The organism is Sphingomonas floccifaciens (assembly GCF_042681125.1).
In the GTDB taxonomy this organism is placed as follows: Bacteria; Pseudomonadota; Alphaproteobacteria; order Sphingomonadales; family Sphingomonadaceae; genus Sphingomonas; species Sphingomonas floccifaciens.
Window position 1 is genome coordinate 504468 of sequence record NZ_JBHUFC010000003.1, and the last position, 12388, is coordinate 516855.

The 12388-nt window shown below is 66.3% G+C and carries 12 protein-coding genes; 7 read left to right on the forward strand and 5 right to left on the reverse strand.

The annotated features are described in order from the left end of the window. Window positions 1–48 precede the first annotated feature (48 nt). Both ACFSC3_RS09470 and ACFSC3_RS09475 read right to left on the reverse strand, forming a co-directional pair. Window positions 49–798, reverse strand: a complete 750-nt coding sequence (locus ACFSC3_RS09470) for a sulfite exporter TauE/SafE family protein (protein ID WP_380940161.1) — start codon at window positions 796–798, stop codon at window positions 49–51. Continuing rightward, window positions 795–1184, reverse strand: a complete 390-nt coding sequence (locus ACFSC3_RS09475) for a hypothetical protein (RefSeq protein ID WP_380940162.1) — start codon at window positions 1182–1184, stop codon at window positions 795–797. The genes ACFSC3_RS09470 and ACFSC3_RS09475 overlap by 4 nt, the downstream gene beginning before the upstream one ends. A gap of 141 nt (window positions 1185–1325) precedes the next feature. On the opposite strand from ACFSC3_RS09475, the gene sucC reads away from it, so the two are divergent. After that, complete coding sequence (gene sucC, locus ACFSC3_RS09480) at window positions 1326–2525, forward strand: ADP-forming succinate--CoA ligase subunit beta (protein WP_380940163.1); 1200 nt, start codon at window positions 1326–1328, stop codon at window positions 2523–2525. Beyond that, entirely contained in the window at window positions 2525–3166 is a 642-nt protein-coding gene (locus tag ACFSC3_RS09485; protein WP_380940164.1) for a hypothetical protein, read from the forward strand. The genes sucC and ACFSC3_RS09485 overlap by 1 nt, the downstream gene beginning before the upstream one ends. Window positions 3167–3213: 47 nt before the next feature. Here ACFSC3_RS09485 and ACFSC3_RS09490 read toward each other — a convergent pair whose 3' ends face one another. Next, window positions 3214–3426 carry a hypothetical protein gene (locus ACFSC3_RS09490; RefSeq protein ID WP_380940165.1) on the reverse strand — a complete coding sequence of 71 codons (213 nt, stop codon included), beginning with the start codon at window positions 3424–3426 and terminating at the stop codon, window positions 3214–3216. Between the two features lie 268 nt (window positions 3427–3694). Here ACFSC3_RS09490 and ACFSC3_RS09495 point away from each other — a divergent pair, with 268 nt between their 5' ends. Next, on the forward strand, window positions 3695–4444 hold the full coding sequence (locus ACFSC3_RS09495) for an electron transfer flavoprotein subunit beta/FixA family protein (protein ID WP_380940166.1): 750 nt from the start codon (window positions 3695–3697) through the stop codon (window positions 4442–4444). Window positions 4445–4536: 92 nt separating this feature from the next. Continuing rightward, the gene (locus tag ACFSC3_RS09500) at window positions 4537–5466 is read left to right on the forward strand and encodes an electron transfer flavoprotein subunit alpha/FixB family protein (protein ID WP_380940167.1); all 930 of its coding nucleotides are present in this window, start codon (window positions 4537–4539) and stop codon (window positions 5464–5466) included. Between the two features lie 146 nt (window positions 5467–5612). Here ACFSC3_RS09500 and ACFSC3_RS09505 read toward each other — a convergent pair whose 3' ends face one another. Next, window positions 5613–6506, reverse strand: a complete 894-nt coding sequence (locus ACFSC3_RS09505) for a bestrophin family protein (protein WP_380940168.1) — start codon at window positions 6504–6506, stop codon at window positions 5613–5615. 83 nt (window positions 6507–6589) lie between these two features. On the opposite strand from ACFSC3_RS09505, the gene ACFSC3_RS09510 reads away from it, so the two are divergent. From ACFSC3_RS09510 to ACFSC3_RS09520, 3 genes are all read left to right on the forward strand, one after another. Beyond that, window positions 6590–8164: a lysine--tRNA ligase gene (locus ACFSC3_RS09510; RefSeq protein ID WP_380940169.1), complete on the forward strand. Its 1575-nt coding sequence runs from the start codon at window positions 6590–6592 to the stop codon at window positions 8162–8164. 120 nt (window positions 8165–8284) lie between these two features. Next, on the forward strand, window positions 8285–9457 hold the full coding sequence (gene nhaA / locus ACFSC3_RS09515) for a Na+/H+ antiporter NhaA (protein WP_380940170.1): 1173 nt from the start codon (window positions 8285–8287) through the stop codon (window positions 9455–9457). 2 nt (window positions 9458–9459) lie between these two features. Then, the gene (locus tag ACFSC3_RS09520; protein WP_380940171.1) at window positions 9460–10461 is read left to right on the forward strand and encodes a histone deacetylase family protein; all 1002 of its coding nucleotides are present in this window, start codon (window positions 9460–9462) and stop codon (window positions 10459–10461) included. A gap of 476 nt (window positions 10462–10937) precedes the next feature. On the opposite strand, the gene ACFSC3_RS09525 is transcribed toward ACFSC3_RS09520, so the two are convergent. Further along, window positions 10938–12167, reverse strand: coding sequence for a dipeptidase (locus tag ACFSC3_RS09525; RefSeq protein ID WP_380940172.1), 1230 nt, complete (start codon window positions 12165–12167; stop codon window positions 10938–10940). Window positions 12168–12388: the final 221 nt, after the last annotated feature.

A 12388-nucleotide genomic window follows, 5' to 3' on the forward strand; every position in this document is an offset into this window, starting at 1 on the left:
AGCGGGTAGCGCGGGCTTTCGGCAGCCCGGCGATCCGCGCCGATTTCGTCAGACGAGCGCGTCCCACACCAGTTTCAAGCCGACCGCGATCATCAACACATAGATGACGCGGTAGAAGCGTTCGGCCGGCACGCGGCGTACCAGCCAGACTCCGGCCGCGGTCGAGACGATCGCGACCGGCAGCAGCATCGCCGCGACGGTGAGGTTGGCGCGGGTAAACTGGCCGAGCGCGACATAAGCGGGCACCTTCACCCAATTGACCACCGCGAAGAAGATCGCGGTCGTCCCCACCAGAACGTCGCGCGGCAGGCGGCGGGGGAGCACCCATAGCTGGAACGGTGGCTGTCCGGCATGGGCGATCTGGCTGGTGAAGCCCGATGCGACGCCGAAGATCGTGCCTACCCATCCCGGCGAACCACCGGTCCCCTGCGGCGCACCGTGCCGCTCGACCCACAGCCGGTAACCGCCGAACAGGATCGACACCGCCCCGACCAGCCCGAGCACCGCGTCGGGCGAGACGGACGACGCGAAGAGATAGCCGAGCGCGATCCCGATCGCGGCACCGGGCAGCATCCAGCCGAGGACATAGCCGTCCCAGTCGCGCCGGAACGCCCAGACGCTCACCACGTCCTGGACGATCAGGATCGGCAGCAGGATGGCGGCGGCGCGCACCGGCGATACGATCATCGCGACGACCGGCAGCGACAGCGCCCCCATGCCCGCGAAGCCGCCCTTGGACAGTCCCAACAGCGCGACCGCGAACACCGCAACGATCCAGAAGGTCGGCGTCTCGATCACCGATCCGCAATCCGCGCGAGATGACTGCCGATCCGGACCAGCGCGACGACACCTGCTGCGGCGAATGCGGCAAGCGCGATGAGGGCATAGGTCAATGCCTTCAGCCACCGCGCCGATTCTCGCTCGCGCTCTGCAACGATCCGTTCGACGGTCGCGATTTCGCCCGCTTCCTGCGGCACCGGTTCGGCGGCCGACCCAGTCGCTGGAGGCGCCGTCTCCGCCGGCGGGCCGGGGGGCGTGTCGGATATCGGTTGCGCGACCTGTCCCGGAAAGGCGTCGCCGATCGGGGAGTCGGACACGCTGGCGAGCGACCCGATCAGGGCCAGCGTCGCGAGTGCCGCGAGGACGAGCATCGTCGTGCGGGCGATCCAGTCGACGATCCTCATCCTAGCAGGCCAGTCCGTGCGTCGATATTGCGATGCGTTTTCAATAGGACGGGTCTTTCGATCATACGGGGTGGATTCACCTGCGCGCCTGTGCGAAAGGGCGGTGAATTTTCACGTCTCTAGCACAAGGCGAGGCCGCCCATGAACATCCATGAGTATCAGGCGAAGGAATTGCTGGCGAAGTTCGGCGTTCCCGTTCCCGCGGGCTTCGCCGCGCTGAGCGTCGAGGAAGCGGTCGAAGCGTCGAAGAAGCTGCCTGGGCCGCTCTATGTCGTGAAGGCGCAGATCCACGCTGGTGGCCGCGGCAAGGGCAAGTTCAAGGAACTGCCGGCCGAAGCCAAGGGCGGCGTCCGCCTGGCCAAGACCGAGGATGAGGTTCGCCACGCCGCGACCGAAATGCTCGGCAACACGCTGGTGACGATCCAGACCGGCGACGCGGGCAAGCAGGTCAACCGCCTGTACGTGACCGACGGCGTCGACATCGCGAAGGAATTCTACCTCGCGCTGCTCGTCAACCGCGCGACCGGCCGCGTCTCGATGGTCGCCTCGACCGAAGGCGGCATGGACATCGAAACCGTGGCGCATGACACGCCGGAGAAGATCCACTCGATCGACATCGATACCGCGACCGGCTTCATGCCGCACCATGGTCGTGCCGTTGCCGCCGCCCTGGGCCTGACCGGCGACCTTGCCAAGCAGGCCGCCAATGTCGCCTCGAAGCTGTACGACGCGTTCCTCGGTACCGACGCCGAGCAGATCGAGATCAACCCGCTCGCCGTCACCGACGACGGCAAGCTGATGGTGCTCGACGCCAAGGTCGGCTTCGATGGCAACGCCATGTTCCGTCACAAGGACCTGATGGAACTGCGCGACGAGACCGAGGAAGATCCGGCCGAGCTGGAAGCGTCGAAGTACGACCTCGCCTACATCAAGCTCGACGGCGACATCGGCTGCATGGTCAACGGCGCCGGCCTCGCCATGGCGACGATGGACATCATCAAGCTGAACGGCATGTTCCCGGCCAACTTCCTCGACGTCGGCGGCGGCGCGAACAAGGAAAAGGTGACCGCGGCGTTCAAGATCATCCTTCAGGATCCGAACGTTAAGGGCATTCTGGTCAACATCTTCGGCGGCATCATGCGCTGCGACATCATCGCCGACGGCATCGTCGCGGCGGCGAAGGAAGTGAACCTGTCGGTCCCGCTGGTCGTTCGCCTGGAAGGCACCAACGTCGAGAAGGGCAAGGAAATCCTGTCCAACTCCGGCCTCGCCATCGTTCCGGCGAACGACCTGGGCGACGCGGCGAAGAAGATCGTCGCCGAGGTGCAGAAGGTCGCCTGATGCTGCTGGCGGTGTTCGCGTCGTGGCTCGCGGTCCAGGTGGCCGCAGCCGAGGCGCGAACGCCGCCGCCTGCCGCGAGCGTCGAAGTGACGATCCTGGCGCAGAATCCGACGGTCGCCCGTCGTCGCGGCTCCGTGCTCACGGTCGGACGCCGGACCTATCGGACGATAGGATGCGGTAACGCGCGTCCCGACGACTGTATCGAATACAGGCTGGATGCGGTGTTTCCCGGCGGAATCGTCGGCATCGAGGTTACGTATTACGAAGGCGGCGGATATCTGCTGACCGACGGCCTGACCGAAATCCCGGTCGGTGAGCGACCCCTTCTGTCGCCCGACCGGCGTTATCTGCTGGCGGCGCATTTCGCCGAGGCGCATGTGCCGTCGATCGGCGTGACGCTGATCCCGGTAACGCCGGGCGAAAGCGGCGATCGCCTGGTGCCCGTCCGAAGCATCTCGCCAGCAGCCCTCGTCGATTACCGGGACGTCCGCTGGCTAACCCCGTCCTGCGCTGGCTTCCTTGCCGCCGATCCGCGGACCGGCTGGGGTGATGAGAAGGTCAGCCGATGGTATCTGGTCGACGCGCGTCCGGAATGGCGGCTGACGACCGTGCATGACCCCGCCTGCGGAGCGGCCGATTGATCACGGGCGGGGACGGCGTGGCCGTTCCCGCCCTTCGTGTGTCGGGCCTACTTCACGCCCTTTTCGTTGATGCTCTTCTTCGACGTATCGACACCCTGCTCGCTGATGCTGTTCGCCTTCGGGTGGATCTTCCTGGCCGGAACGCCTTTTTCGCTGATGCTTCTGGCCGACTTGGCGTCCTCCCGGCTGACGCTCTTGTCCGTCGATGGCGCCGTTTGCGCCGATTGAGCGAGGGCCGGCGCGGCCGTGGCGGCGATCACGCAGGCGATGAGCGTGGAATGGACAACTCGCATTCCAAATCTCCCCAATCTTGTTTCGGTATCGCAACGTCGCGTTGGCGCGGTGAACCGTCAATGAATGTCTGTCGGCAAGCACATCGGCATGGACATCTCGCGGGTCTGACGCTTTATCCCTTCATGGTCAGCGGACGTCGGCCGTACTTGGCTGCCCGCTGGGGGTTGATACCGGCGACTTGATGTTTACGTAAACGTCAGGTAGCCGCGACGCGAAACGAGGAGAGTGGCGCAAATGAAGGTGATCGTGCCGGTCAAGCGCGTGCTTGATTACAATGTGAAGCCCCGGGTGAAGGCGGACGGCAGCGGGGTCGACCTCGCCAACGTCAAGATGAGCATGAATCCGTTCGACGAAATCGCGGTCGAAGAGGCGATCCGCCTCAAGGAAAAGGGCGTCGCGACCGAAGTCGTCGCCGTTTCGATCGGCGAACAGAAGGCGCAGGAGACGCTGCGCACGGCGCTCGCCATGGGCGCCGACCGCGCGATCCTGATCACGTCGGAGGAGAAGGTCGAGCCGCTGGGCGTCGCCAAGCTGCTGAAGGCGATCTGCGACGAGGAACAGCCGTCGCTCGTCATCCTCGGCAAACAGGCGATCGACGACGACAACAACCAGACCGGCCAGATGCTCGCCGCGCTGACCGGTTGGGGCCAGGGGACGTTCGCGTCGAAGGTCGAGGTCGCCGACGGCAAGGTCGCGGTGACGCGTGAAGTCGATGGCGGTGCGGAAACGGACACGCTGACGCTGCCGGCGGTGGTCACCACCGACCTGCGCCTCAACGAACCGCGCTACGCCTCGCTGCCCAACATCATGAAGGCCAAGTCGAAGCCCTTGGCGCAGAAGACCGCGGCCGATTACGGCGTCGACATTGCCCCGCGCCTGACCACGCTGAAGGTCGAGGAACCGGCCAAGCGCCAGGCGGGCGTCAAGGTCGCCGACGTCGATGAGCTCGTGTCGAAGCTCAAGACGCTGGGCATCGCGCAGTAACATCCACCGTTCGTGCTGAGCGAAGTCGAAGCACATGAGTCCCATGCCCTTCGACTTCGCTCAGGGCGAACGGGCTTAGGAAAGGTTCGAAGATGAAGACTCTCGTTTGGGTCGAACACGACGGCCAGGCCGTCAAGGACGCCACGCTCGCCACGGTGACCGCTGCGGCCAAGCTGGGTGAGGTCCACCTGCTCGTCGCAGGGCAAGGCGTCGACGGCGTCGCCGCCGAAGCCGCGAAGATCGCCGGCGTCGGCAAGGTCCATGTCGCCGACGACGCGGCTTATGCCCATGCGCTCGCCGAGAACGTCGCACCGCTCGTCAAGTCGCTAATGGACAGCCACGACGCCTTCGTCGCGCCGGCCACCAGCAACGGCAAGAACATCGCACCGCGCGTCGCCGCGCTGCTCGACGTGATGCAGGTCAGCGACATCCTGTCGGTCGAGGGGCCGGACACGTTCACGCGTCCGATCTACGCCGGCAACGCGATCGCGACCGTCCAGACGAAGGACACGAAGCTGGTCCTGACCGTGCGCGGCACCGCGTTCGAGAAGGCTGCGGCCGAGGGCGGATCGGGCACGATCGAAGCGGTCGCCTCGACCGGCGATGCCGGCGTGTCGACCTTCTCCGGCAGCGAAATCGCCAAGCTGGAGCGCCCCGAACTGACGAGTGCGAAGGTCATCGTTTCGGGCGGCCGTGCGCTGGGGTCGAGCGAGAAGTTCGTCGAGCTGATCGAGCCGCTGGCCGACAAGCTGGGCGCCGCGGTCGGTGCGTCGCGTGCCGCCGTGGATGCGGGCTATGTGCCGAACGACTATCAGGTCGGCCAGACCGGCAAGATCGTCGCCCCGGAAGTGTACATCGCGGTCGGCATTTCCGGCGCGATCCAGCACCTTGCCGGCATGAAGGACTCCAAGGTCATCGTCGCGATCAACAAGGACGAGGATGCGCCGATCTTCCAGGTCGCCGACGTCGGGCTGGTGGGCGATCTGTTCAAGGTCGTGCCTGAATTAACCGAGAAGCTCTGATCGCTCCGGGGGAGGGGCGGACCCCTCCTCCGTCATTCCCGCGGAGGCGCGAATAAATTCTGGCTGACCGTGCGGCTCGATCCTCGACGTCAGCCAGAATTGGCCCCCGCCTTCGCGGGGGTGCGCTTATTGAGTGCAGGCCAGCCTCACCACAACACATCCCGATCCGGCTTCAGGGGCTCGGGCGCGGTATCGCCGATCGCCTGGAGCAGGTCGATCTCGATCGTCCGGCACATCGCATCCAGCGGCAGGTCGTGGATGGTGTTTGCGAACGGGTCGGCCAGGTCGTCGCCGATCTGCAGCACGGCCAGGAACATGAGGCCAGCCAGCGTCGACCCGACCGGCGTCGCCCATCCCAACGTCTCGACCAGCCCGACCGGCAGGACGATGCAGAACAGCCGCGTGAACAGGTTCGGGAAGAACCGGTACTGGTTGGGCAGCGGCGTGTTCTTGATCCGCTCCATGCCGCCCTGCGCGTTGGTGATGTCGGTCAGCGTGCGTTCCAGCGCGGAATGCAGAATGGTGTCGAGGTGCCCCTCGCGCCGGGCCTTGGCGATGCGACCGGCGGTACCGTCGATGATGCCGTTGGCGATGTTCGTCCGCCCGAACGGCCCGGCTGCCTCCTCCGCCGACAGGAAGCGCAGTACGTCGGGCTTGGGGTCGATCCGGCGCAGTTGGCACCGCAGGGCATGGACATAGGCGATGTGCCGCAACACGATCGTCCGCTTCAGATCCCATAATTTGCCCTCGGCGGCGTAGGGCATGAAGGTCACGATCTCGCGCGCCAGGCTGCGTGAGCAGTTGATCATCGCGCCCCACAGGATGCGGCCTTCCCACCAGCGCTGATAGGCCGAATTGTCGCGAAAGCCGAGAAACAGCGCAAGCGCGGTGCCGAACAGCGTCAGCGGCAATGACGGGGCTCTCGCCGAGGTCAGCATATAGAAGGCGGTCACCACGCAGTCCCACACGAACAGGACGAGCAGCGGCTTCCAAACTTCGGCGAGGATGCGGGTATAGCGTGGCGTGGCGGTGATGATCATCGCGCACCGGGACGCATGACGTGGATCAAGGTTGCATCGCGGTGTGGAAATTTCGACGCGCCGACGATAGGGCGCGCGATACGATGACAGACGAACTCCGCTCCGCCGCTCTCGAATCCAAGGCCTGGCCGTATGAGGAGGCGCGCAAGCTGTTGAAGCGCTGGCCCGACGGCAAGGCGAATGGCGACGCGATCATCTTCGAAACCGGCTATGGCCCGTCGGGGCTGCCGCACATCGGCACGTTCAACGAAGTGCTGCGCACGACGATGGTGCGCAATGCCTTCCATGCGCTCAGCGACCAGCCGACTCGTCTGATCGCGTTCAGCGACGACATGGACGGCCTGCGCAAGGTGCCGGACAACGTCCCGAACCGCGAAATGCTGGCCGAACATCTCGGCAAGCCGCTGACACAGGTGCCCGACCCGTTCGGCACCCACGACAGCTTCGCCGCGCACAACAACGCCCGGCTGCGCGACTTCCTCGACCGCTACGGCTTCGATTACGAGTTCGCCTCGTCGACCGACTATTATCATTCCGGTCGGTTCGACGATGCGCTGCGCATGGTGCTCCGCCAGTTCCAGGCGATCCAGGACGTGATGCTGCCGACGCTGCGCGAGGGGCGTCGCGCGACCTATTCGCCGGTCCTGCCGATCAGCCCGACGACCGGCGTCGTGCTGCAGGTACCGGTCGAGGTCGTCGGTGCCGATGCGGGCACCATCGCCTTCACCGACGAAAGCGGCGAGCGGGTCGTCCAGTCCGCGCTGGGCGGCAAGTCCAAGCTCCAGTGGAAGGTCGACTGGGCGATGCGCTGGGTCGCGCTGGGCGTCGATTACGAGATGGCCGGCAAGGACCTGATCGATTCGGTCGTCCAGTCGTCGAAGATCGCCCGCGTGCTCGGCGGCCGTCCGCCGGAGGGCTTCAACTATGAGATGTTCCTCGACGAAAAGGGCGAGAAAATCTCCAAGTCCAAGGGCAACGGCCTCAGCCTCGAACAATGGCTGACCTATGGACCGGAAGAGAGCCTGGCCTTCTACGCCTATCGCGAGCCCAAGAAGGCCAAGCAGCTGCACATGGGCGTCATCCCCCGCGCGGTCGACGAGTATTGGCAGTTCCGCGGCAATTATCCGACGCAGGAACTGAAGCAGCAGCTCGGCAATCCGGTGCACCATATCCACGACGGCAAGCTGCCCGAAGGTGAGCTGCCGGTGACGTTCGGCCTGTTGCTGAACCTGGTCGGCGTGATGGGCGATGCGACCAAGGATCAGGTGTGGGGCTATCTGGGCAATTACATCCCCGATGCGACGCCCGAGACGCATCCCGACCTCGACCGGCTGATCGGCTATGCGCTGGCCTATGCCCGCGATTTCGTCGCGCCGACGCTGGTCCGTCGTGCGCCGGAGGGTGTCGAGGTCGATGCGCTCCAGCGACTCGACCGCGAACTCGCCGCGCTGCCCGAGGCCGCCCCGGCCGAGGATATCCAGAACATCGTCTACGAGATCGGCAAGACCGGCGGCTTCGCCGAACTGCGCGACTGGTTCAAGGCGCTGTACGAGACGTTGCTGGGGTCGAGTCAGGGGCCGCGGATGGGCAGCTTCGTCAAGCTGTACGGCATCGCCAATTCGAGGCGGCTGATCGCGGACGCGCTGGCGAAGGCGTGAGCCCAACCTCCGTTCGCCCTGAGCTTGTCGAAGGGCTGCCTTTCTTCGCGCCGCGAGCCTTTGCGCACGAAGAAAAGGCAGTGCTTCGACAGGCTCATCACGAACGGTGGTAGGAGAGCGATGGTGCTGACGTTTGCCTTTCGCCGCTTCTTCGCCAGCGAAGCCGCGGGAGGTATCGTGCTGATCGCGGCGGCGGTGCTGGCGATGATCGTCGCCAATGTGCCGGCGACGCGCGACGGTTATGCCGCGCTGCTGCACATGGCCACCGGCCCGGTGCTGAACCCGCATCTCGGGCCGATGACGATCCATCTGTGGATCAACGACGGGCTGATGGCCGTCTTCTTCTTCCTGGTCGGGCTGGAAATCAAGCGCGAGGTCGTCGACGGCGACCTGACCCGGCCCGAGCGGCGCCGCCTGCCGGTCATCGCCGCGCTTGCGGGCATGGCGGTGCCGGCGCTGGTCTATCTGGCGATCACGCGCGATATGCCCGGCCTTCAGCGCGGCTGGGCGATCCCCGCGGCGACCGACATCGCCTTTGCGATCGGCGTGCTGGCGCTGCTCGGCAATCGGGTGCCGGCGTCGCTGAAGCTGTTCCTAACCACCGTGGCCATCGTCGACGATATGGGCGCGGTCGCGATTATCGCGCTGGCCTATACCGATCATATCGCGGTCGCCGCGCTGGCGGGAGCGGTGGTGGTCGCCGCTGGGCTGTACGCACTCAACCGGCGGGGCGAGCGGCGGCCGGTGGTGTACCTCGCGGGTTTCGCGCTGCTGTGGCTGCTGACGCTGATGTCCGGCGTTCATGCGACGATCGCCGGGGTGGTCGCGGCGCTAACGGTGCCGGTCGGCGCATCGCCGGACGAGCCCGAATCGCCGCTGCACCGGCTGGAGCATGGGCTGCATCCGATCGTCGCCTTCGCCATCGTGCCGCTGTTCGGTTTCGCCAATGCCGGCGTGTCGCTTGCCGGAGTCGCGTGGGCGACGTTCACCGAGCCGCTGGTACTCGGCATCGCGCTCGGCCTGTTCCTGGGCAAGCAGGCGGGCGTGTTCGGCAGCGTCTGGCTCGCCGACCGGCTGGGCATCGCGCGGCGGCCGACCGGGGCGGGGTGGCTGCACCTCTACGGCGTCGCGCTGGTTGCCGGGATCGGCTTCACGATGAGCCTGTTCATCGGCGGTCTCGCCTTCCCCGGCGATCCCACGCTGGCGGAGGGCGTGAAGATCGGCGTACTCGGTGGGTCGATCCTGTCGGCAGTCGCCGGATACAGCGTGCTGCGGTTCGCGGCCCGGAGGTGAGCATGCGTTTGTTCTTCGACCCTCGTCAGCGCGCCCATGCGCCCGCGCGCGAGTTCCACAACGGCGGCTGGACGCCCTATGCCGAAGTGCCCGAGCGGGTCGATGCGATCCTGGCCGCGCTCGGACCCGTGGAGGCCCCGGCGGACGCGGGCGAGGCGCCGATCCTGCGCGTCCATGACGCCGGCTACATCGATTTCCTGAAGACTGCGTACGACCGCTGGGTCGCGGCGGGGCGGGCGGGGGACGTCATCGCCTATGCCTGGCCGGTGGTCAGGCGGCGCGACGTGCGGCTCGACCGGATCGATGCGCTGGCCGGGCGCTATACGATGGACGCGGTAACGCCGCTGACCGCCGACACCTGGACCTCGGCCTATTGGAACGCGCAGACCGCGCTCGCGGCGACCGGGGCGGTGCTGGCCGGAGGCAAGGCTTTCGCGCTGTGCCGGCCACCGGGGCATCATGCCGGGGCGGACTATGCCGGCGGCTACTGCCACCTCAACACCGCCGCCATCGCGGCGCAGGCGGCGCGGGATGCGGGGTGCGCGCGGGTGGCGATCCTCGACATCGACTATCACCACGGTAACGGCACGCAGGACATCTTCTGGGATCGCGGCGACGTGTTCTACGCCTCGCTCCATGCCGATCCGGCGACCGACTTCCCCTTCTACTGGGGCCACACCGATGAAGTGGGCGAGGCGGCAGGCGAAGGCACGACGCTGAACCTGCCGCTGCCGCAGGGAACGCGGCTGGAGGGCTTCCGCCGCGCGCAGGGGCAGGCGCTCGAAGCGATCGCGCGGTTCGCGCCGGACCTGCTGGTCGTCAGCTTCGGCGCGGATACGTGGGAGGGCGATCCGATCAGCAAATTCGCGCTTACGACGGCAGACTATGCTGTGCTGGCGCGCGATATCGCTGCGTGCGGGTGGCCGGTCGTGACGTTGATGGAGGGCGGCTATGCGGTCGATGCGCTGGGCGCGAATGTCGCGAGTTTTCTGAGCGGGTTTTAGAGCGTGATGACATGGTTTTGACCCGTCGAGATTGCCCTGAGCCGTTCGTCGGCGAGGAGCAACGCGCAGCGCGGGCTGGTGGCCCGTGCAAGCGTTGCGACGACGTCCGGCGGACGGCTCAGGGCAACCGCGGAGCGGCGGGCCGAATTTCGCCCGTGGCGTCGTCCCTCGTCAGTCACGGGGGCAAAGCCCCGTTCCTTCCTCGCTCCTATCCACGAACAAAATTCGGCTCCGTCTCGACGGGGCAAAACCATGTCATCACGCTCTAGAAGAAGAAAGGTGGTTCGGGCGCCCCTGCGGGGCGCAAGGCGCGAAGGCGCGAAGATGCTTGGCCCGACGCTCGCGATCGGAAGACAGCTCGAACGCTCGATATAAGGGCTGCTACGCAGCCAAGCAGTTCAGACCGCTTAGCGCCTTTGCGCCTTGTGCCCGCAGGGCACACCGAACACTTTATTCTTCCTTTTGCCCGCTCCGCCTTAATCGGGCTCGATGGCGTCGATCGGCTTCATGTCCTTCATCGACGTCGCCACCGCCTCGGCCCGCTCGATGACCCGCAGGATGTTGCCCGACGTCAGCCCGGCCAGATCCGCGTCGCTCCACCCGCGCCGCGCCAGTTCGGCCAGCACCAGCGGATAGCCGTCGACGCCCGTCATCCCCTCCGGCCCGGTGCCACCGATGCCGTCGTAATCGCTGCCGAGGCCAACGCTGCCCTTGCCCGCGACCTTCGCGACATGCTCGATATGATCGGCGACGGTCGATGCATCGACCCGCGGCATCGGGTGGCTGCGGTCCCATTCGATCAGCGGGCCGGGCGATTTCGCGCCATAGGCATCCGCGGGCACCCCGACCGACCTGGCATAGTCCGACCGCGCACGGTCCCAGTCGCTCCAGGCCTTCGACAGGAAGGCGGGGTAGAAGTTGACCATCACCACGCCGCCGTTCGCACCGATTCGCGTGAGCAACGCGTCGGGAATGTTGCGCGTCCGGTCGGCCAGCGCGCGGGCGGAGGAGTGGGAGGCGATGACCGGCGCCTTGGTCACGTCCAGCGCCGCGGCCATCGTCGCGTCGGACACATGGCTGACGTCGACCAGCATGCCGATGCGGTTCATCTCCATCACGACCTTGCGCCCGAAATCGCTGAGGCCGTTGGCGCGCGGCGCATCGGTCGCGCTGTCGGCCCAGTCCAGGCTCTTGCCATGGGTCAGCGTCATATAGCCGACGCCCAGTTCGCGCATCTGACGCAGCACCGACAGCCGCCCGTCGATCTGATGCCCGCCCTCGATCCCGATCAGCGACGCGATCCGCCCCGCCTTCATCGCCGCGCGAGCCTCGTCGGCGGTCTTGGCCATGCGGAAGGCTTGCGGGTTGGCGGCGACGAAGCGGCGGGCGATGTCGATCTGCTCGATCGTCATCTCGACCGCGCGCGGGCCGGTGACGCTGGCGGGAATATAGACCGACCAGAATTGCCCCCCGACGCCGCCCTTCTTCAGGCGGGGAATGTCGGTCTGCATCGGGAAGGGCAGGGCAGCGGTGTTCTGCGTCAGGTCGATCGACTCAACCTTGGCCTCGTGCCGCTCGCGGATTTCCCAGGGCAGGTCGTTGTGTCCGTCGAGCACCGGCGCCTGTTTGAGGACACGTTGGACGCGGGCGGCGATCGCCGGATCGGTTGCCTGCGGGGCTGCGAGGAGGAGGGCGAGGAGGATCATGGGCCGACGATAGCGTTTCCGAAACGAAAAGAAGAAGTGATTTTCGGCGTGCCCTGCGGGCAGAAGGCGCAAAGGCGCGAAGATGGTGTAATTGACGCTCGCGATCGGAAGACATTTCAAACGCTCGATAGAGGCTGCTTCGCAGCCAAGCGGTCCAGCCCCCTTAGCGCCTTCGCGCCTTGTGCCCGCAGGGCACCCAAAAAATCCTTCTTCTCCTGCCT

What these genes read in the sequence shown, in the direction of transcription:
- ACFSC3_RS09475 (WP_380940162.1), bottom strand. Translation starts at nt 1,184, where the DNA reads ATGAGGATCGTCGACTGGATCGCCCGCACGACGATGCTCGTCCTCGCG.
- sucC (WP_380940163.1), top strand. Translation starts at nt 1,326, where the DNA reads ATGAACATCCATGAGTATCAGGCGAAGGAATTGCTGGCGAAGTTCGGC.
- ACFSC3_RS09485 (WP_380940164.1), top strand. Translation starts at nt 2,525, where the DNA reads ATGCTGCTGGCGGTGTTCGCGTCGTGGCTCGCGGTCCAGGTGGCCGCA.
- ACFSC3_RS09495 (WP_380940166.1), top strand. Translation starts at nt 3,695, where the DNA reads ATGAAGGTGATCGTGCCGGTCAAGCGCGTGCTTGATTACAATGTGAAG.
- ACFSC3_RS09500 (WP_380940167.1), top strand. Translation starts at nt 4,537, where the DNA reads ATGAAGACTCTCGTTTGGGTCGAACACGACGGCCAGGCCGTCAAGGAC.
- ACFSC3_RS09505 (WP_380940168.1), bottom strand. Translation starts at nt 6,506, where the DNA reads ATGATCATCACCGCCACGCCACGCTATACCCGCATCCTCGCCGAAGTT.
- ACFSC3_RS09510 (WP_380940169.1), top strand. Translation starts at nt 6,590, where the DNA reads ATGACAGACGAACTCCGCTCCGCCGCTCTCGAATCCAAGGCCTGGCCG.
- nhaA (WP_380940170.1), top strand. Translation starts at nt 8,285, where the DNA reads ATGGTGCTGACGTTTGCCTTTCGCCGCTTCTTCGCCAGCGAAGCCGCG.
- ACFSC3_RS09520 (WP_380940171.1), top strand. Translation starts at nt 9,460, where the DNA reads ATGCGTTTGTTCTTCGACCCTCGTCAGCGCGCCCATGCGCCCGCGCGC.
- ACFSC3_RS09525 (WP_380940172.1), bottom strand. Translation starts at nt 12,167, where the DNA reads ATGATCCTCCTCGCCCTCCTCCTCGCAGCCCCGCAGGCAACCGATCCG.